The 19,551-nt window shown below is 71.4% G+C and carries 19 protein-coding genes; 12 read left to right on the top strand and 7 right to left on the bottom strand.

Translation table 11 applies throughout. The features are described from left to right. Positions 1-4 precede the first annotated feature (4 nt). Positions 5-793, bottom strand: a complete 789-nt coding sequence (locus EHO50_RS15035; protein ID WP_128430577.1) for a TVP38/TMEM64 family protein — start codon at positions 791-793, stop codon at positions 5-7. A 49-nt stretch (positions 794-842) separates the two neighbouring features. Between EHO50_RS15035 and EHO50_RS15030 the strand changes: the two genes are divergently transcribed. From EHO50_RS15030 to EHO50_RS15020, 3 genes are all read left to right on the top strand, one after another. Beyond that, positions 843-1,565: a DNA alkylation repair protein gene (locus EHO50_RS15030; protein WP_128430576.1), complete on the top strand. Its 723-nt coding sequence runs from the start codon at positions 843-845 to the stop codon at positions 1,563-1,565. A gap of 293 nt (positions 1,566-1,858) precedes the next feature. After that, the gene (gene tuf / locus EHO50_RS15025) at positions 1,859-3,028 is read left to right on the top strand and encodes an elongation factor Tu (RefSeq protein WP_128430575.1); all 1,170 of its coding nucleotides are present in this window, start codon (positions 1,859-1,861) and stop codon (positions 3,026-3,028) included. A gap of 116 nt (positions 3,029-3,144) precedes the next feature. Further along, positions 3,145-3,990, top strand: coding sequence for a spermidine synthase (locus tag EHO50_RS15020; protein ID WP_181449615.1), 846 nt, complete (start codon positions 3,145-3,147; stop codon positions 3,988-3,990). Here the strand turns inward: EHO50_RS15020 and EHO50_RS15015 are convergent. After that, a complete protein-coding gene (locus EHO50_RS15015) occupies positions 3,952-5,253 on the bottom strand; it encodes an MFS transporter (RefSeq protein ID WP_128430574.1) in 1,302 nt (433 codons plus the stop codon). The two genes, EHO50_RS15020 and EHO50_RS15015, sit on opposite strands and share 39 nt — an antisense overlap. Before the next feature lie 189 nt (positions 5,254-5,442). Between EHO50_RS15015 and EHO50_RS15010 the strand changes: the two genes are divergently transcribed. Further along, entirely contained in the window at positions 5,443-5,880 is a 438-nt protein-coding gene (locus EHO50_RS15010; RefSeq protein ID WP_128430720.1) for a DUF4442 domain-containing protein, read from the top strand. 84 nt (positions 5,881-5,964) lie between these two features. On the opposite strand, the gene galU is transcribed toward EHO50_RS15010, so the two are convergent. Next, a complete protein-coding gene (galU, locus tag EHO50_RS15005; RefSeq protein WP_128430573.1) occupies positions 5,965-6,933 on the bottom strand; it encodes a UTP--glucose-1-phosphate uridylyltransferase GalU in 969 nt (322 codons plus the stop codon). A 490-nt stretch (positions 6,934-7,423) separates the two neighbouring features. Here galU and EHO50_RS15000 point away from each other — a divergent pair, with 490 nt between their 5' ends. The 3 genes from EHO50_RS15000 (at position 7,424) to EHO50_RS14990 (ending at position 11,564) form a co-directional block, all read left to right on the top strand. Then, positions 7,424-9,148: an RICIN domain-containing protein gene (locus EHO50_RS15000; protein WP_246101156.1), complete on the top strand. Its 1,725-nt coding sequence runs from the start codon at positions 7,424-7,426 to the stop codon at positions 9,146-9,148. 154 nt (positions 9,149-9,302) lie between these two features. Beyond that, positions 9,303-10,847 (top strand): carboxylesterase/lipase family protein, encoded by a 1,545-nt coding sequence (locus EHO50_RS14995; RefSeq protein ID WP_128430572.1) that lies wholly within the window; start codon positions 9,303-9,305, stop codon positions 10,845-10,847. A gap of 72 nt (positions 10,848-10,919) precedes the next feature. After that, positions 10,920-11,564: a DedA family protein gene (locus EHO50_RS14990; protein ID WP_128430571.1), complete on the top strand. Its 645-nt coding sequence runs from the start codon at positions 10,920-10,922 to the stop codon at positions 11,562-11,564. 66 nt (positions 11,565-11,630) lie between these two features. Here EHO50_RS14990 and EHO50_RS14985 read toward each other — a convergent pair whose 3' ends face one another. Continuing rightward, entirely contained in the window at positions 11,631-12,161 is a 531-nt protein-coding gene (locus tag EHO50_RS14985) for a gamma carbonic anhydrase family protein (RefSeq protein ID WP_128430570.1), read from the bottom strand. Positions 12,162-12,271: 110 nt separating this feature from the next. Between EHO50_RS14985 and EHO50_RS14980 the strand changes: the two genes are divergently transcribed. Further along, positions 12,272-13,069 carry an acyltransferase gene (locus tag EHO50_RS14980; RefSeq protein WP_128430569.1) on the top strand — a complete coding sequence of 266 codons (798 nt, stop codon included), beginning with the start codon at positions 12,272-12,274 and terminating at the stop codon, positions 13,067-13,069. Position 13,070: 1 nt separating this feature from the next. On the opposite strand, the gene EHO50_RS14975 is transcribed toward EHO50_RS14980, so the two are convergent. Beyond that, positions 13,071-13,928 (bottom strand): DMT family transporter, encoded by an 858-nt coding sequence (locus tag EHO50_RS14975; protein ID WP_128430568.1) that lies wholly within the window; start codon positions 13,926-13,928, stop codon positions 13,071-13,073. 143 nt (positions 13,929-14,071) lie between these two features. Between EHO50_RS14975 and EHO50_RS14970 the strand changes: the two genes are divergently transcribed. Together EHO50_RS14970 and EHO50_RS14965 are read left to right on the top strand one after the other, a co-directional pair. Next, positions 14,072-14,644: a helix-turn-helix domain-containing protein gene (locus EHO50_RS14970; protein WP_128430567.1), complete on the top strand. Its 573-nt coding sequence runs from the start codon at positions 14,072-14,074 to the stop codon at positions 14,642-14,644. Positions 14,645-14,687: 43 nt separating this feature from the next. Next, entirely contained in the window at positions 14,688-15,245 is a 558-nt protein-coding gene (locus tag EHO50_RS14965) for a YbaK/EbsC family protein (RefSeq protein ID WP_128430566.1), read from the top strand. Positions 15,246-15,247: 2 nt separating this feature from the next. On the opposite strand, the gene EHO50_RS14960 is transcribed toward EHO50_RS14965, so the two are convergent. Next, positions 15,248-16,396, bottom strand: coding sequence for a cation diffusion facilitator family transporter (locus tag EHO50_RS14960; protein ID WP_128430565.1), 1,149 nt, complete (start codon positions 16,394-16,396; stop codon positions 15,248-15,250). 62 nt (positions 16,397-16,458) lie between these two features. On the opposite strand from EHO50_RS14960, the gene EHO50_RS14955 reads away from it, so the two are divergent. Further along, the gene (locus EHO50_RS14955; protein WP_164904835.1) at positions 16,459-16,818 is read left to right on the top strand and encodes an ArsR/SmtB family transcription factor; all 360 of its coding nucleotides are present in this window, start codon (positions 16,459-16,461) and stop codon (positions 16,816-16,818) included. 63 nt (positions 16,819-16,881) lie between these two features. Continuing rightward, the gene (locus EHO50_RS14950) at positions 16,882-18,261 is read left to right on the top strand and encodes an SMI1/KNR4 family protein (protein ID WP_128430563.1); all 1,380 of its coding nucleotides are present in this window, start codon (positions 16,882-16,884) and stop codon (positions 18,259-18,261) included. A 29-nt stretch (positions 18,262-18,290) separates the two neighbouring features. On the opposite strand, the gene EHO50_RS14945 is transcribed toward EHO50_RS14950, so the two are convergent. After that, positions 18,291-19,514 carry a 4-hydroxybenzoate 3-monooxygenase gene (locus tag EHO50_RS14945; protein ID WP_128430562.1) on the bottom strand — a complete coding sequence of 408 codons (1,224 nt, stop codon included), beginning with the start codon at positions 19,512-19,514 and terminating at the stop codon, positions 18,291-18,293. Positions 19,515-19,551 lie beyond the last annotated feature (37 nt).

The following is a 19,551-nucleotide window of genomic DNA, read 5'->3' as shown; positions in this document are numbered from 1 at the left end:
CGGTTCAGCGGCCCCGCAGGTGGTGGCGCTTGCGCCAGGCCACTACCACGCCCGCCAGTGCCGGTAGGGCGATGCAGGCCAGCGCGATCAGGAAGGCGGGGGACGTCGGTGCGGAGGCGCGGGCGCCCGCGACCACGTACGCGGCGGTGTTGGGGATCGAGCCGAGCGCCGTCGCGAGCAGGAACGGGACGTAGCCCATGCGGGAGACGGCGGCGGCGTAGTTCGCGGCCCAGAACGGCACACCGGGGAACAGTCGCACCGCCAGCATCGAGCGGAAACCGTGCCGGCTGAACTGGCCGTCCGCCGCCTTCAGCCACCGGCCCCGCAGCAGCGGGCGCAGCGCGTCCTGGCCGAGCAGCCGGCCCAGCGCGAAGGAGATGCCGGCACCCAGCACCGTGCCCGCCAGAGACACGCCGATGCCCCACCCGGAGCCGAAGAGCGCGCCCGCCGCGAGGTTCAGCAGCGGCCGCGGCACGAACGCCACCGTGACCAGCCCGTACGCCACGGCGAACAGCACCACCGCGGCCGAGCCCTCGACGTGCGGCGGCCAGCCGTTCGCCAGAAGCTTCTGCGGTTCGAAGAGCAGCACGGACGACGCGGCCGCCGCGAGCAGCACCACCAGCAGGGACAGCCGCGACCACGGCGAGAGCAGCGCTCTCGAACAGCGCGCGGTGAAGCCCGCGGGTGCGGGTATGGGCGCCGGCATGGGCGCGGGGACGGCGAGTTGCGTGGCGGTGGCCCGGGGAGAGGCAGTGGCGGTGCCCCCAGAGCGGGTGGTGGCATCGTCGAGCATTCGGCGACAGTAACCGACGAAGATGTGTGATCGCCGTATGGTTCGTCTCATGCGCGTCACAGGTGCGGGAACGTGGGAAGTTCCCCGCAGCGTTCTCGCCGACTCGGTCCTGGAGCGGCTCACCGCCGCGTACGCCGCCGCGGCGGACCCGGAGCGGGCCGCCACCGCTCAGGCGTACATGAAGGACGTGGCCCCGTTCCTCGGCATCCCCACACCCGAGCGCCGCGCCCTGTCCCGCACCGTCCTCGAGGGCACCGCGCGCCCCGACGAGACCGACTGCACCGCCATCGCGCTGCGCTGCTGGCAGTTGCCCGAGCGCGAGTACCACTACTTCGCCGTCGACTATCTGCGCCGCCACGTGCGGCGCTGTTCCTCCGGCTTCCTGCCGGTGACCCGGCACCTCGTCACCACAGTCCCCTGGTGGGACACCGTCGACGCGCTCGCCGCGCACGTCGTCGGCGGGCTGGTCGCGGCCGACCCGAAGCTCACCGCGGACATGGACGCCTGGATCGTCGACGACGACCTGTGGGTGGCTCGCACGGCCCTTCTCCACCAGCTGCGCTACAAGGAAAGCACCGACGCCGAACGCCTCTTCACCTACTGCCTGCGCCAGTCCGGGCACCCCGACTTCTTCATCCGCAAGGCGATCGGCTGGTGCCTGCGCGAGTACGCCAAGAGCGACCCGGACGCCGTACGGGCCTTTCTGGAGCGGGAGCGGGGGCGGTTCGCGCCGCTGTCGGTGCGGGAGGCGCTGAAGAACATCGGCGCCTGAAGCCCCGTGCCGCACGTCCCGTGCCGCAAGTCCCGTACCGCGAAAAACCATTCGACGTCGGGCAAAGCGTCGACGATGATCGACCTCATGTTCCGGCACGCCTTCGTCCTCGCAGCATCCGCAGTCGCGGATGCTCCGAAGGCTGCCGTTCCGGTCTTCCTGGCCGCAGTCGACGGCGCCCGAAGCTGACCCTCTCCGGACAGTCCGGCGGACCCCGCAGGGGGAGGGTCGGCAAGTCCTTGGGGTCCCCATCTCCTTCGCCGAGACTTCTGTAGAGACTTCGAGGTACAGCCATGTCCAAGACGGCATACGTACGCACCAAACCGCATCTGAACATCGGCACGATGGGCCATGTCGACCACGGCAAGACCACGTTGACCGCCGCCATCACCAAGGTCCTCGCCGAGCGCGGATCCTCTACGTTCGTCCCCTTCGACCGCATCGACCGGGCGCCGGAGGAGGCCGCGCGCGGCATCACCATCAACATCGCGCACGTCGAGTACGAGACCGACACCCGGCACTACGCGCACGTCGACATGCCGGGCCACGCCGACTACGTCAAGAACATGGTCACCGGCGCCGCGCAGCTCGACGGGGCGATCCTCGTCGTCTCCGCGCTCGACGGGATCATGCCGCAGACCGCCGAACACGTGCTGCTCGCCCGGCAGGTGGGCGTCGACCACATCGTCGTCGCCCTCAACAAGGCCGACGCGGGTGACGAGGAGCTCATCGACCTCGTCGAGCTGGAGGTCCGCGACCTGCTCAGCGAGCACGGCTACGGCGGCGACGCCGCGCCCGTCGTACGGGTCTCGGGGCTGAAGGCCCTGGAGGGGGACCCGAAGTGGACGGCGTCGATCGAGGCGCTGCTCGACGCGGTGGACACGTACGTTCCGATGCCGGAGCGGTATGTGGACGCGCCGTTCCTGCTGCCCGTGGAGAACGTGCTCACCATCACCGGGCGAGGGACGGTCGTCACCGGGGCTGTCGAGCGGGGCACCGTGCGGGTCGGAGACCGGGTCGAAGTGCTCGGGGCCGACGTCGAGACCGTGGTCACAGGGCTGGAGACCTTCGGCAAGCCTATGGACGAGGCGCAGGCCGGGGACAACGTGGCGTTGCTGCTGCGGGGGGTTCCGCGGGATGCCGTGCGGCGGGGGCATGTGGTCGCGGCGCCGGGGAGTGTGGTGCCTCGGAGTCGGTTCTCGGCGCAGGTGTATGTGCTCTCGGCTCGTGAGGGTGGGCGTACGACGCCGGTCGCCACGGGGTATCGGCCGCAGTTCTACATCCGCACGGCGGATGTGGTGGGTGACATCGACCTTGGTGAGGTGGCTGTCGCGCGGCCCGGGGAGACGGTCACGATGACCGTTGAGCTGGGGCGTGAGGTGCCTTTGGAGCCCGGGCTCGGATTTGCCATCCGTGAGGGTGGCAGGACCGTGGGCGCGGGGACCGTGACCGCCGTCGTGTGAGGGTGGTGCGGTGCGTGGGGGACTGCGGGGCCGTCGTGGCTGGTCGCGCAGTTCCCCGCGCCCCTTGAGGGGCGCTCCCGTGCCCCTCGTAGAGAGCTCCCCGGCACAATGAGCAGGTGAGCGATCCGATACCTGTCACCCGCGCTGTCGACTACGGCACCGCCAAGCTGATGCCCGACGTCGATCGGAAGCGGGCCTGGTTGCTCACCGTCGACGGGGCGCCCCAGTCGTATGTCGATCTCGACGAGCCGACGTATTTGGAGTTCGAGTACGCCCGGCGGCTCGGGCATGTCCTCGACACCGTCGCCGAGCCGGGGCAGGCGCTGGACGTGCTGCACCTCGGGGGCGGGGCGCTCACCCTGCCCCGGTATGTGGCGGCCACCCGGCCCGGCTCGCGGCAGGACGTCGTCGAGGCGGATCGAGGGCTGACGGAACTGGTCGTCGAGCATCTGCCGGTTGCGGACGGGGCCGGCATCCAGTTGCACGCCGGGGACGCCCGGGACTGGCTGGAGGCGGCCCCGGACGACTCGGCCGACGTGCTCGTCGCCGATGTCTTCGGCGGGTCACGGGTGCCGGCGCATCTGACGTCGGTCGAGTACGCGCGTCAGGTCGAGCGGGTGCTGCGGGGGAGCGGCGTGTATCTGGCGAACCTCGCCGATGCCGCGCCGTTCACCTTCCTGCGCTCCCAACTCGCCACCTACGCCACCCTGTTCGAGGAACTGGTGCTGATCGCCGAGCCCGGCGTGCTGCGAGGACGTCGCTTCGGAAACGCGGTGCTCGTCGCCGCGCACCACCCCCTCGACACGCCCGCCCTGGCCCGGCTCACCGCCTCCGACGCCTTTCCGGCCCGCGTCGAACACGGGCCCGCCCTGCGGCAGTTCATCGGCGGCGCGCGGCCGGTGCGGGACGAGGACGCCGTACCGTCACCCGAGCCCCCCGACGGGGCTTTCAGCATCGGCTGAGTCGAGCCGGGTTCCGGCGCTCACCTGCTTGGTACGACGTCGTAGGTTCCGTACGTCCGGTACGCACAGCACCGCCGCCGTGACCACCACGACCAGCGCGGCGCAGCCCCACAGCGCCGACGTGCGCCCGAACGCCGCCTCCGCCGGACCCGCCAGGGCCGTCGCCAGCGGGACGAGGGCGACCGAGCCGAACCAGTCGTACGCCGCGACCCGGGACAGCTTGTCCTCCGGTATCTCCTGATGGAGCGCGGTCATCCAGGAGACGCCGAACACCTCAAGCGTCACGCCGGTCAGGAACATCACTGCGCAGAGCACGGTGATCGGCACCGGTACGGCGAGCGCCGCGGAGGGGAGGGCGAGCGGGAACACGCACAAGGTGCCGGCGAGCAGCAGGCGCCGCGGCTTCCAACGGGTCATGAGCAGGGCCCCCGCGACCGTGCCCGCCCCGAAGAAACCGAGGGCGACGCCCCACGGACCCGCCCCGCCCAGATGGTCCCGGGCGACCAGCGGGCCGTAGACCGCGTCGGCGGCGCCGACGACCGCGTTCGCGATGGAGAACTGGACGACGATGCCCCACAGCCACGGCCGCCCGGCGAACTCCCGCCAGCCGTCCCGGAGATCGGCGAGCATGCCGCCGCCCTGCGTGCGCCGCGGAATGTGACTCACGTCGAGGAAAGCCCGCAGGGACCCGGCGACCGCGAAAGCCGCCGCGTCCGCCGCCAGCACCCAGCCCGGCCCGATCGCGGCCACCATCGCACCGCCGAGCGCGGCACCGCCCACCGCCGCCCCCTGCATCGCCATCCGGAACACCGCGAACGCCCGGCTCGCCTGCTCCCCCTGGACCGACGACAGCAGCATGCCCTCGGCCGCCGGGCTGAAGAAGGCCTGGCCGGTGCCGCCGAGGGCGGTGAGCAGCATCATCTGCCACAGCTGCGCTTCCCCGCCGAGGATGAGCATGGCGAAGGCGGCCTGGGAGAGGCAGTTGAGGGCGTTGGCCGCGACCATCACCCGGTGTCGGGGGAGGCGGTCCGCGACGGCGCCGCCGATCAGTAGGAAGAGCACCAGGGGCAGGGTGCGGGAGGCGGCCACCAGACCCACGTCGCCGCCGTCGCCGCCCGCCTCCAGCACCGCGAACGCCGCGGCGATCAGCGCACCGTGACTGCCGAGGTTCGTGACGAACGCCGAGGCGGTCAGCAGGCTGTAGTTGCGGCCCGCCCAGGAGGGGCGGCGGGAACGGCGGAGGTGCTCGGGGGCGGAGGTCACCGGGCGACTATCGCCGTCCGGACCTCGATCTGCCAAACGAATTGCAGGTCACGGGCCGGGCGCAGCACTCCGGCTCGCGGGTGGTCCGGCTCGACCGGTGGCTCGACCGGTAGTGATACGACGCTCGTCACACAGGCCTGTTCCCGCACCCTACCCGCGGGTAACATGACCGCCATGAGCGCAGACCAGATGTCGATCGGCGAGATGCTCGCCGCCACCGTGCCGATGGCCCGGACCCTGAACCTCGAGTTCCTGGAGACCACGCCGGACAAGGCCGTGGTGGCTCTGCCGGACCAGGGCGAGTACCACAACCACGTGGGCGGGCCGCACGCCGGCGCGATGTTCACGCTCGGCGAGTCCGCCAGTGGCGCGATCGTGCTGGCCGCGTTCGGCGACCAGCTCTCGCGCGCCGTGCCGCTCGCCGTGCGGGCCGAGATCTCCTACAAGAAGCTCGCCATGGGCGCCGTCACCGCCACCGCGACGCTGGGCCGCCCGGCCGCCGAGGTCGTCGCGGAGCTGGACGCGGGGGAGCGGCCCGAGTTCCCCGTGGCGATCGAGATCCAGCGCGGCGACGGGGCTGTGACCGGGGAGATGACCGTCGTCTGGACCCTGCGGCCGAACGGCTGAGCCAGCCGTACGGCTGAGCCGGTCGTCCGGCAGCAAGAAGGGGCCCCGTGTGTGGGGCCCCTTTGTCTTTGGTGCCGCGAGCTCTCAAGCGGCGAGCCGGTTGCGCTCCTGCCCGCCGTCCTCCTCCAGTCCTGCCACGAACTCCTTAAGCCAGGCCACGAACTCCGGCCCCAGGTCGTCCCGGGCGCACGCCAGCCGTACCACCGTGCGCAGATAGTCCGCCCTGTCGCCGGTGTCGTAGCGCAGCCCGTCGAAGACGACTCCGTGAACCGTTCCGCCCGTCGCCAGTTCCTGGAGGGCGTCAGTGAGCTGGATCTCGCCGCCGCGGCCGGGCGGGGTGCGCTCCAGGACACCGAAGACGGCCGGGTCGAGGACATAGCGGCCGATGACCGCGTAGCGGCTCGGCGCGTTCTCGCGCGACGGCTTCTCCACCAGGCCGGTGACGCGGACCACGCCGTCCTCGCCGGACGGTTCGACGGCCGCGCAGCCGTAGAGGTGGATCTGTTCCGGCGGGACCTCCATGAGTGCGACCACGCTGCCCCCGTACTGGTCGCGGACCTCCAGCATCCGGCTGAGCAGGGTCTCGCGCGGGTCGATGAGGTCGTCGCCCAGGAGAACGGCGAACGGCTGGTCGCCGACGTGATGACGGGCGCACAGCACCGCGTGGCCGAGGCCGAGCGGGTCGCCCTGGCGGATGTGGTGGATGTCGCCGAGCCGGGCCGGGTCGCGCACCGCGTCCAGCCGTACTGTGTCGCCCTTGGCGGTGAGTGCCTGCTCCAGCTCGAAGGCGTTGTCGAAGTGGTCCTCGATGGCCCGCTTGTGCCGGCCGGTGATCATCAGCACGTCGTCGAGCCCGGCCGCCGCGGCCTCCTCGACGACGTACTGGATGGCCGGCTTGTCGACGACCGGCAGCATCTCCTTGGGCGTCGCCTTCGTCGCGGGCAGAAACCGGGTGCCGAGGCCCGCGGCCGGGACGACCGCCTTGCGGACCGTCCGGGTGGCACGGGGCGCGCCGTCCGAATCAGGGGTGGGTGTCGTGTGGGGGACGATCATGCGGCTCATGCTGGTGCACGGGGATGAGAGCACGCCGAGAGAAACCTCGGAGCTTGCTGTGCAGCATGCGGAGTTGAAGATTCCGTGGACCGATGGTCTTTGGCTGCACACAACTTGGCGCCCTGTTCGGTGGCGGTATCGAAAGCTGGTGCTGATACCGCCGGTAACCCTTCGGAATTCGCCGGTTTTTGAATGTTGGTCACTCGGACTTCTTGTTTCTTGTGCGTTGCTTGTGCGAAAGTGAGCGACCCGATAGCCGGTCCTTAGGTGACGCGGCCCAGGTATGCACCAATCAGGCACCTGCTTTTCCGACGGACGTGTATTCCGCATGCCGTCCTGCGGCTGGGAAGGAAATGGTTCAGTGCAATCCCCCTACCCCCCACGACCGCCGTACCCGCCCCGGCCCGGGGTGAGCCCCGGAGAGTCCGACCGCGATCTCCTCGCGAGTCCGGGACGGGCCGGGACGGATCCCCACACCGTCCCCCTGCTGATGGCCCGGCACTGGCGCGCTACGTACGACTACGCGGCCATCTGCCTGGCGTCCACGGCAAGTTCGGCCTCCATGGTGGCCGCCGCGGCCTTCCATCGCGTGCTCGGCAGGCCGGCCGCCGGCGCGCTGCGCCCCCAACTCCTCGCCGCCGTACGGGACCTGGTCAGGGAGTGGGCCGCCGACGACGGAATTTCCGCCCTGTTGCCGGAACTCGGCAAACCGACCGGAGGGCGCGGGCTGCGCGCCGCACGGTCCGTGACGCCCGAAAGGCGGCAAATCGCCGAGCGTGCATTTCGGGCTCTGTCGGGGGCCTCGCAATGCCTCCTGTGGCACACCGAGGTCGAGGCGGAACCGATAACCATACCCGCCGGTCTGCTGGGAGTGGACGCGGGCACCGCGTCGGCGGCGCTGGAGGGAGTGCGGGAGCAATTCCGGCAGGGTTGTGTCCGCGCCCACCGCGAACTCGCGCCCACCCGGGAATGCCGCTACTACAACCGTCTCCTCGACGTCCCCATTCGCCGGGGCGGCGGCCTGCTGCCCGATGTCCAGCAGCATCTGACGGAGTGCCGTTACTGCCGCCACGCCGCAGAACAGCTCAGCCATTTCGAGGGCGGCCTCGAAGTGCTCCTCGCCGAAACCGTGCTCGGCTGGGGCGCCCGGCGCTATCTCGACTCCAGGCCCGGGCGAGGCGGCTCCGGATCGGCGCCGGACGCCCGCCCGCGCCGGGGCGGACGGCACCGCCCGGCGCCTCCCGCCCCGCCGCGCGGACGCGCGAAGGCCGTCGCGGTGGGCGTCGCTGTGACCTCCCTGGCCCTGCTCGTGACCGTGCTCACCGTCAAGGGCTGGTCCGAGGAGAACGGGGCGCCGGACCCGGGGGCCACCTGGGGCGCGCCCAGCGGTCAGACCGTCCACCCCGGCGCCGTCTCCCCGCCCTCGCCCTCCTCCGGCGGGTCACCGTCGGCCGCCTCGGCCGAGGAACCCGTCGCGATCGCCCAGGGCAGGCTCCGCAACCTCGACCGCGGCCTGTGCCTCGACCTCCGCGACGGCAAGGTCCGCAGCGGCACCCGAGCCGAGCTGGCGTCGTGCTCGTCCGCCGCGTCGCAGCAGTGGTCGTACCAGGACAACGGTCTCCTGCGCAGCGCCGCCGTCCCCACCCTCTGCCTCGACTCCGACCCCGACACGGGCACGGTCGTCCTGGCGAACTGCCTCGCACACGCCGGCGAGGTGAGCTACGACCTCACCGTCCACGGGGAGCTCCTGCTGCGCCGGTCCGAAGGGCTGGCGGTCGCGTGCGGCAAGGGCGAGCGCGTGGTCGTCACCGAACGGGACGGTTCCGAGGCGCAGCGCTGGATGCTCGACGGCGGCCTGGCGGACGTACGCAAGGCCGAGCCCGGGGCGAAGGAGGGGAAGCGGGACGAGAAGGGGGAGGGTGGCCCGCCCGTAGAGCCCGAGTCCGACTCCCCGGACGCCGACGCTCCCGAGCGACCCGAGGCCGACTCCCCGCAGGAGGATCCGGAGCCGCGATACGAGACGCGCTACGTCCAGGACGATTTCGGCTCCGATTCCGGCTCTGGCTCCGGCTCCGATTCCGGCTCTCACTCCGGTGGCCGGGCCGAGCCCGCCACCCCGGTCGATGTCGTCGTGACCCTTCCGGCCGAAGCGTCGGCCCCCGTGTCCGCCGTCGTCGGCACCGTTGTGACGACGGCCGATTCCGCCCTCCACTAGTCATGGAGCTCAGGGGCCACTCCGCCGGGGTGGCCCCTCCTTCGACTCTTGGCGCCATTCAGCCGTTTCTCGTTCACTTCATTGACACGAGTCACCGGCGCTCATAGTTTTCCCGCCGCATACAGCAGCTGGAGGTGGACCGGTGATACGTCGTATGTCCGTCGCACTGTTGGCCCTCGCGGCCGCGCTCATCACTCCCGTACCCGCGCAGGCCGCCGACCCCCCTGTCGTCCGCACCGAAGCGGGCTGGGTGAGAGGCGAAACCACCGCCGAGGGACGGCAGTTCCTCGGCATCCCCTACGCCGAGCCGCCCGTCGGAAAGCTCCGCTGGAAGGAGCCGCGGCCGGTCCGGCCCTGGCAGGGAGTGCGTACGACAGGGGAATTCGGCAACAAGTGTGTGCAGAGCGCGAGTTGGGACCCCGGCTATGAGCAGCCCAGCCACACCGAGGACTGTCTCGGCCTCAATGTGTATGTCCCCGAAGGCGCCGCACGCCGGGCCGTACTGGTCTGGTTCCACGGCGGGGGCCTGACCGCCGGGGCCGGTCAGGACGTCGTCCCGGACACCTTCGCACGGCAGACCGGCACTGTCGTCGTGACCGTCAACTACCGCCTCGGCGCGATGGGCTTCCTCGCGACGGCAGGCCTCGACGGCGAGGCACCCGACAGGGTCTCCGGCAACTTCGGCATGCTCGACCAGCAGGCAGCACTGCGCTGGGTGCGCGCCAATATCGACCCTTTCGGCGGCGACCCCGGCCGCGTGACCATCGCCGGCGAGTCGGCGGGCGGCCGCTCGGTCTGCACCCAGCTGGCCTCGCCGAAGGCCAAGGGGTTGTTCCGGGCGGGGATCATCCAGAGCGGGGCGTACGACGACTGCGCTGCGCGTACGCACGAGACGGCCGTGGCGCAGGGTGCCGCCTTCGCGCAGCAGCTCGGCTGTGCCGACCTGGCCTGTCTGCGCGCCAAGCCGGCCGCCGAGATCCTGGCCGCCCAGGGCGCCTTCGACTGGGGGCCGGTGACCGGCGGCGCCTTCCTGCCGAGGCAGCCGCAGGAGGCCTTCGCACAGGGGGCCGCAGCCGGCGTGCCGGTCATGAACGGGGCCAACCAGGACGAGGGACGGCTGTTCGCCTTCGCCCGTTTCGACCTGAACGGCACCCCGCTCACCGCCGACCAGTACCCCACGGTCATGCGCACGGACTACGGCGACGAGGCGCTCGCGCGCTACCCCCTGCCGTCGTACCCCTCCCCGACCATCGCGTACGCCACGGCTCAGGGCGATCAGTTGTTCGCCTGCCCGGCCCTCCGCCTCGACGGCGCGCTCGCCGGACGAGGCAAGGTCTACGCGTACGAGTTCGCCGACCGCACCTCCCCGCCCTTCGCCTCCCTGCGCAACCTCGGCACCGACTTCGACTTCGGCGCGACCCACGTCAACGAGGTGCAGTACCTCTTCAAGCACTTCGGCCTTCAGTCACCGCTGAACGCCGAGCAGCGGACGCTGTCGCGGCAGATGATCCAGTACTGGGGCTCCTTCGTCCGGGACGGGGTGCCGCGGGCCGCCGGCCAGCCCACGATGCCGACCCGGCCGGGGACGGTGCTGACACTGCGCACAGTGTCCGCCGGCGGGAACGTGCCGAGCAGCACTGCTCACGGTGAGCACCAGTGCAACCTCTGGGACTCGGAGACCGTCACACAGAGCGGGTAGGCTTCCCCGGCGCACGCTCACAGCCGAGCGTGCGCCGGGAACACAGCGTTCAGTACATGGGAGGAAGCGGCGTTGCACGTCCAGGAATGGCTCGAAACGGTGCCCCCGCTCGCCATCTATCTGCTGGTCGGCGTGGTCATCGGCCTGGAAAGCCTGGGCATCCCGCTGCCCGGCGAGATCATCCTGGTCTCCTCGGCGCTGCTCGCCTCACAGCACGGTGAGATCAACCCCTTCGTACTCGGCGCCTGCGCGACCGCGGGCGCGATCATCGGCGACTCCATCGGCTACGCCATCGGCCGCAAGGGCGGCCGCCCACTCCTGGCCTGGCTGGGCGGGAAATTCCCCAAGCACTTCAGCGAAGGCCACATCGCCACGGCCGAGCGCTCCTTCCAGAAGTGGGGCATGTGGGCCGTCTTCTTCGGCCGCTTCGTCGCCCTCCTGCGCATCTTCGCCGGCCCCCTCGCGGGCGTCCTGCGGATGCCGTACTGGAAGTTCCTCATCGCCAACGTCTTCGGCGGCATCCTCTGGGCGGGCGGCACGACCGCGGTCATCTACTACGTAGGAGTGGTCGCCGAGTCCTGGCTGAAGCGCTTCTCGTGGCTGGGCCTGGTCGCGGCGGTCCTGATCGGCCTGACATCGATGCTGATCATCAAGCGCAAGGCGAAGAAGGCGCAGCCCGCACAGCCGGAACCGGAACCTGTTCCTGCCGGGGACTGAGGCGCCCTCAAGGGGCGCGGGGAACTGCGCGACCAGCCACATGCGGCCCGCAGACCGCACACAGCCTTACTCCCCGTGCTCTTCCCGATGAGCCTTCGCCAACTCGGCATACATGGTTCCGTTGAGGGTGACGCCCTGCTGCTCTTCCTCGCTCAGAGGCCGCCTGACCTTCGCCGGCACCCCCGCCACAAGCGACCCGGGCGGCACCTGCATCCCCTGCGGCACCAACGCCTGCGCGGCCACCAGAGACCCGGCACCGATCACGGCACCGTTCAGCACAGTCGCCCCCATCCCGATGAGGCAGTCGTCCCCGACAGTCGCCCCATGCACCACGGCATTGTGACCGACCGACACCCTCTCCCCGATGGTCACCGGGAACCCGGGGTCGGCATGCAGCGTGCAGTTGTCCTGGATATTGGACTGGGCCCCGACGGAGATCCGTTCCACGTCACCCCGGACCACCGCGCCGTACCAGACACTGGCCCCCGCCTGAAGCGTCACGTCCCCGATCACCGACGACGTCGGCGCCACGAACGCAGCCTCGTCGATCTTCGGTTCCCTGCCCCCGATACCCATGACCAGCGCCTTGTGCGTCATTGCCCTCTCCTTGCCGCCGACGTCGTAGACGAACCGTACGACACCCGGTGGGGCGAAGATCACAGGCCCTCGACCGCATGAGGGAGCCGAACGCTCAGTACGGTAAGCGGGTGCTCAAGCGCAAGAACACGTTCTCGTCCTGGCGGCGCAGCCTCACGCAGCGCGCCGTCCACGCGGGCTGGGCCTGGGCGCAGCGCACGGGTTCGGTGACCGCCGAAAACCCCGGCCGATTCCACTTCGGCTCGATCGGCGAAGCCACTCGCCTCGCCTTCCCGCTCGGTACCGTCTTCGGCGAACCCTGGATCCACCTCGGCTCCCACTGCATCGTCGGCGAGCAGGTGACGCTGACCGCCGGTCTGATGCCCGACCTCGACCTCGGCCCGGAGCCGATCCTGCGCATCGGGGACGGCGTCGTGCTGGGCCGCGGCAGCCATGTCATCGCCGACACGACGGTCACCATCGGCAGCGACTGCTACTTCGGGCCGTACGTCTACGTCACATCCACGAACCACTCCTACGACGATCCCCACGAGCCCATCGGCAAGCAGTGGCCGCGGATGGAACCGGTCGAGATCGGCCCGGGGTGCTGGATCGGCACCGGGGCCGTGATCCTGCCCGGCGCGCGGATCGGGCGGAACGTGGTGGTCGCGGCCGGTGCGGTGGTCCGGGGCGTGGTGCCCGATCACGCGGTCGTGGCGGGGGCGCCCGCCCGTGTCGTACGGCGCTGGACGCCCGACGACGGCTGGCAGCCGCCGCTGCGGACCCCTGCGCCGGTTCCGATCCCCGACGGAGTCACCCCCGAGCAGCTGCAGGCGCTGGCCGAGCTGGACGAGGAGACGGCGGCGAAGCTGGCCGAGCTGGACGAGGAAGCGGCTGCTCGACTGGCCCAGGTGGACGCGGAGTCCTGAGTCAGCCGGTCGCCAGCAGCACAGTGCCGACCAGTGCGAGCCCCGCACCCGCGGCCTGCACCGCCTGCAATCGCTCCCTGAGGATGCCGCGCGCGGCCAGGGCGGTCACCACCGGGTAGAGCGAGGCGAGTACGGCGGCCACGGTGACCGGGCCGTGGTGGGCGGCGACCACATAGGTGCCGTTCGCCGCGACATCGGCGAGGCCGACGAAGGCGAGCGCCGGCAGCGTGCGCCAGGGGAAGCCGCCGTCCGGGAGAGCGGTGCCGCCCCGCCGCACGGAGACGTACAGCGCGAGGCCGCCCGCCGCGACGTTCACCACGCGCTGGACGAAGAGCGCGAGGAACAGGCCGGTGATGGTGGTCGACGCCTCCGCGATCAGCGCGAACACCGTGCCGAAGCCGAACGCCGCGACCAGCGTGAGCAGGATGGCCTGCCGCTGTACCGGCGCGCCCCGCAGCTGCGGTCCGCCCGCCAGCACGACGCCGAGCACGGCGACCGCGATCCCCGCGACCTGCATCAGGCCGGGCCGCTCTCCGACGAAGAGGCCCACGCCGACCGGGACCGCCACTCCCACCGTGCCGAGCGGGGAGACCACGCCCATCGGGCCCAGTGCGAGCGCCTTGTAGAAGCAGAGCAGGGCGACCGGGCCCACCACGCCGGCGGCGACCGCGAACCACAACTGGTCACCGGCCTCACTCCAGCCGCCGGTGGCCACCACGATCACGCCGAGCACGGCCGCGGCGATCGCCTGCGAGACCACCACCACCGTGAGCGCCGGGGTGCGCCGGGTCAGCAGTCCGCCGCCGAAGTCGGCCAGCCCCCACAGCAGGCTGGTGGCCAGGGCGAAGAGTGCTGTCACGGATGCCTCGCAGTACAGTTCGGTGCACGATGGGGTGCACCTCACCGTAGTGCAGTGAACTGGACCCTGTCATCCAGAATATTTGACCCTAGTTTTGGCCCCTCTCTTGACCTCTCTTTTGGCTCCGGAACGATGGACGGAATGTGGCGGACCTCGACCTGCTGACCCAGTCCCTGGCGCGCAACGTCAAGCACTGGCGGGCGGTGCGCGGCTTCACCCTGGACGTGCTCGCGGCCAGGGCCGGCGTCAGCCGCGGCATGCTCATCCAGATCGAGCAGGCGCGCACCAACCCGAGCCTCGGCACGGTGATCAAGATCGGCGACGCGCTCGGGATCAGCATCACCACCCTGCTGGACTACGAGCAGGGCCCGAAGGTGCGCGTCGTCTCGGCCGACCAGGTGGTACGGCTCTGGCACACCGACGCGGGTAGCTACAGCCGGCTCCTCGCGGGCACCGAGGCGCCGGGCCCGCTGGAGATGTGGGAGTGGCGGCTGATGCCGGGCGAGAGCAGCAGCTCGGACCCGCACCCCGTCGGCACCTTCGAGATCGTCCACGTCACGGCGGGCGAGCTGACCCTCACCGTCGAGGGCGAGCAGTACCGCGTCCCGGCCGGTGCGAGCGCCACCTTCGAGGCCAACGCCCCGCACACGTACGGCAATCAGAGCGACGCCCCGACGGAGTGGGTGCTCGCGGTGTCGGTGCCGCCCGTCCGCTGAGATGCCCGGTCGAGGGCCGGTCAGGTGCTGTTAGCGTGCGCTCATGGACGCACCCATCGGACACTTCGACAACGCCACCCCGGCCCCCGACTGCCTCGACGAACTCACCCGCCCGGTCGCCGACGCCGTACGCCACTGGAGCGGCAGCGTCCCCGCCGACCAGCTCGTCTATGTCGAGACCGACCCGCAGTGGGCCGACACCGCCGTCTTCGTGGAGCACTACGGGCAGGAACTGCTCGAGCAGTCCGCGAACTGCGTCGTCGTCGCGGGCAAGCGCGGCGGCGAGACGACGCTGGCCGCGTGCGTGGTGCTCTCCACCACCCGGGTCGACGTGAACGGCGTCGTACGCCGCCAACTCGGCGCCCGCAAGGCGTCGTTCGCCTCGATGGACACGGCGACCGGCGAGACCGGCATGGAGTACGGCGGCATCACCCCGATCGGACTGCCCGAGGGCTGGCCGGTACTGGTGGACTCGGCCGTCGTCGACCTCCCGTACGTCCTGGTCGGCAGCGGGCGCCGGCGCGGCAAACTGCTGGTGCCGGGCAAGGCGTTCGCCGAGCTGCCGGGGGCGGTCGTACTGGAGGGGCTCGGCGTCGCCTGAGTTCAGGCCGCGGTGTGGTGCGCCAGGGCGAGATGCGGATCCGCCTCGCCCGGCGCCGGTGCCGGGTCGGCGTGGACGAGGGCCGCGGTGAGCCGGGGCACGGCATGCAGCAGGGCGTGTTCGGCGTCGACCGCGATGGCGTGCGCCTGCCGTACCGTCGCCTCGCCGTCCACGACGACCGCCACCTCGGCGCGCAGCCGGTGCCCGATCCAGCGCAGCCGCAGCTCGCCGACCTCGCGTACGCCCGCGACCTCCCGCAGCGCCTGCTCGGCCCGGTCCACGAGGGCCGGGTCCACGGCGTCCATCACCCGCCGGAACACCTCGCGCGCCGCGTCCCGCAGCACCAGCACGATCGCGGCCGTGATCGCCAACCCCACGATCGGGTCCGCGAGTTGCCAGCCCAGCGCCGCGCCGCCCGCGCTCAACAGGACGGCCAGTGAGGTGAATCCGTCCGTACGGGCATGCAGTCCGTCCGCGACGAGCGCGGCCGAGCCGATCGCCCGGCCGACCCGGATCCGGTAGCGGGCCACCCACTCGTTGCCCGCGAACCCGACGACCGCGGCCACGGCGACGGCCGGTATCTGCTCCACCGGCCGCGGATCGAGGAGGCGGTCGACGGCCGTCCACGCCGCGAAGGCCGCGGACGCGGCGATCGTCAGCACGATGACGATGCCCGCGAGGTCCTCGGCCCGCCCGTAGCCGTACGTGAAGCGACGCGTCGCCGCGCGCCGGCCCAGTATGAAGGCGATCCCGAGCGGTACGGCGGTCAGCGCGTCCGCCGTGTTGTGCACCGTGTCGCCGAGCAGCGCCACCGAACCGGAGGCGACCACCACGACCGCCTGAGCGAGCGCCGTCACGCCGAGCACCGCCAGCGAGACCCACAGCGCACGCATGCCGCGGGCCGAGGACTCCAGGGCGGAGTCGAGCTTGTCGGCCGTCTCGTGGGAGTGGGGTTTGAGGAGGTGGGCGAGGCGGTGGCGGAGGGGTGACGGGGTGTGGGTGGTGTGCGGGTGCCCGTGCCTGTGCCCGTGTGGGTGCCGGTGTGGGTGCTCGTGGTGGTCGTGTGTCTGCCCGTGATCGTCATGGTGCTCGTGCGAGTGCCCGTGATCGTCGTGGTGGGCGTGGTGCCCGTGCGCGTGACCGTCGCTCACAGCGATCCCCTTCTCGTGCGTGGGAGTGGACGTGTGACCGCCCACGAGGCCATTATGTGCGTATGAGCGCACGCATGCACCTATCACCTGCGCACGATGCGCACCCGCGCACCCCGGGCGAGGAACAGTTCGCGCTCGCCGCCGAACTCCTGGCCCTGCTCGGCGACCGCACCCGCCTCACGCTGCTGCATGCCCTGACGGCAGGGGAGACCGACGTCACGACACTCACCGAGGCCTGCGGCGCGGCCCGGCCTGCCGTCAGCCAGCACCTGGCGCGGCTGCGTCTCGCGGGGCTGGTGAACACCCGCAAGGAGGGACGCCGAGTGATCTACTCCCTGCGCGACGGTCATCTGCGCCGCCTCGTCGACGAGGCGCTGAACGTGGCGGACCACCGGCTCAGCGACCGGCCCCTGCACGACTGACCGATGGCCGGCCTCGGTGATAATCGGCTCCGCCACGCCCAACGGAACGACCGGAGGCCACCGTTGCCCTCGATACATGACTTCGCGACCTGGGAGCCGGTACTGCGGCTCCTGCGGGAGAGCAACGCGGAGAGCCTTGCCGCCCCGGGCGGCCACGTGGCGGGCCGAATCGACCAGTACGGGTGGAGTCTGCCGCTCCAGCGCCGACGTCCGCGGCCCGGGCAGGCCGCTCAAGTCGAGGACCACCAGGACGAGTTCGATGCGGCGGAGCGGGTGCGCAGCGCGCTCGCGGAGGCCGGCGTCGACGGGTACTCGTTCGTGGCGGAGATCTCCCCGGCCGGGCGGACCGTACTCCACCTGCTCGGTCCGAGCAGCGCTGTGGAGCCCGGCATCGGCGGCCCGCACCCGGGTTCGCTCGTCCTGGTCGAGGACGCCGTTCCCGAACCTTGGCGCCGCCTGCCCGAACCCGTGCCCGGGGCGGTGCCGGCGCCGTCCGCGGACCCGGCCGCGCTGGAGCGGACGCTGCGCGAGCGGATCCCCGATGCCATCGGCGCGACCGAGGCGGAGATCGCCGCCGCCCAGGCGCGCCTCGGCGTCGCGTTGCCCGACGAGCTCAAGGCGCTCTACCGGGTGACGCGGGCGCGGTGGGAGGACTGGGGCGACTACGAGACGGCGGAGCGCGTTTACGACGCGGTCGGCTGCGAGCTGTTCTCCCTGGACGGCCTGTACGTCGCCGACGCGCCGAGCCGTCCCTGCCCCTGGCGGTTCGCGGCGATGGAGGCGGTCGTGACCGCGCCCGACGCCGCGGTGCAAGGGGTGGTCGGCTCGCCCGGCTGGATCGTCTTCGGTGACACGGGCGGCGGGGACCGGATCGCAGTCGACCTGACCCCGGGTTCGCACGGACACACGGGGCAGATCATCGTTCTCGACCACGAGGAGAACATCGGCGCCCACCTGCTCGCGGAGTCGCTCACCGACCTCGTGCTGAACCGACGCGAGGACTGGTACACCGGCCGCCGCGGGGACGAGCTGCCGGCCGTGGCCAGGGTCAACAGGGCGAGCCTGCCGAGTGTCCGGGCCGCCGCCCACCCGGAGTTGGAGGTCCTGTCCATCGGCGTGTGGGAGGGCGAACCGCTCAGCCTCGCGCCCGTCACCGGCCTGCCCCGCCTGCGTACCCTCACCGCCTACCCGGGCACGCTCGCCGACCCGCTGGAGATCGCCAAGCTGACCGGGCTCGAATTCCTGGAGCTCGGGCCGCAGGAGTGGCGGGTTCTCCTCGATGCCGGAGCCGTCCCACGGAGTCTGTCGGCCGCCGCCATCGAAGTGCACGGCGATCGGCACCCACTCCCGATCGTGGAACTCGCCAACGACATCCTCGCCCTCTGGGACCGCCCTCCGATCACCCGGACCGTCGTCGAGGGCGACCTCGGTCCCGAGGCGTAGTCAGTAAAGGTGCAATCAGTGGAGGCGTGTCAGTAGTCGGCGTTCTTGCCCAGATACTGCTCCGCGAACGCTCTGGCCGCCGTCGGGGAGCCGAAGATGCGGCGGAGGCGGGCCAGGGTGGTGCCCGCGCGGTACGGGTCGCCCGATGACGTGCCGTGGTAGACCTCGGAGAGCCAGTGGGAGAACTCCTGGTAGTCCCACACCCGGCCCAGGCAGGCCGCCGAGTAGCCGTCCAGGCCGGTGCCGTCGCCCTTCGTGACGTACGCGACGAGTCCGTCGCCCAGCAGGAAGGCGTCGTGCAGGGCGAGGTTCATGCCCTTGGCGGCGATGGGGGCGGTCAGGTGAGCGGCGTCGCCGGCCAGGAAGAGGCGGCCGAACACCATGGGCTCGACCACGTAGTTGTGCATGTCGAGGACGCGCTTCTCGATCAGCCGCCCCTCGGTCAGCGGCGGCGCGCCGTTCGCCCCGAGCCGCTGCTGCAGCTCCGTCCAGACCCTGTCGTGCGACCAGTTCTCCGGGTCGTCGCCGGGCGGGCACTCGAGGTAGTAGCGGGTCACCTCGGCGCTGCGCGGCATGTGCCCGGCGAACCCGTTCGGATGCATGCCGAACAGCACACAGTCGGCGGACGGCGGCGCCTCGGCGAGCAGCGCCAGCCAGCCGATGCCGTAGTCACTGCGGGAGATGTGGGCCCGGTCGGCCGGCAGCGCGGCGCGCGTCACCCCACGCGCCCCGTCGCAACCCGCCACGAAGTCACAGTGCACGACCTCCCGTCGACCCGTCTCCGGGCAGATGTACGACACCGAAGGCCGGTCGGTGTCGAGGTCGTGCAGCTCCACGTCCCGCACACCGAAGCGTATGGCGCCGCCGCGCACGTCCGCGTACTCGCGCACCAGGTCCGTCACCAGGAACTGCTGGGGGTAGACCCAGTGATGAACCCCCGTGAGCTCCCCGTACTCGAACCGGTAGCGCTCCCCGGCGAACCGGAACTCGCACTCGGTGTGCCGCTGCGCCCGCTCCAGCAAGGTGTCCGCCAGGCCCCGCCGCTGGAGTCCGTGTACGGCCCACTCCTCCAGGACTCCCGCCCGCGGCCGCTGCTCGATGAACTGGCGTGTCTCGGTCTCCAGGACCAGACAGTCGACGGACGCCGCCCGCAGGATGTTGCCGATGGTGAGACCGGCCGGTCCGGCGCCGACGATGACGACCGGGAAGCCTTGCGGGGCACCGGAGTTGGTGTGGGGGGAGGTGGAAGTCACCCGAGCATTATGGGGCGGCTGACGTGGGGAGGGGAGG

The sequence above is a fragment of the Streptomyces cyaneus genome, assembly GCF_004028635.1.
GTDB lineage: Bacteria > Actinomycetota > Actinomycetes > Streptomycetales > Streptomycetaceae > Streptomyces > Streptomyces cyaneus.
The sequence above is the reverse complement of the archived record's forward strand: the minus strand, read 5'-3'. Positions and strand labels throughout refer to the sequence as shown.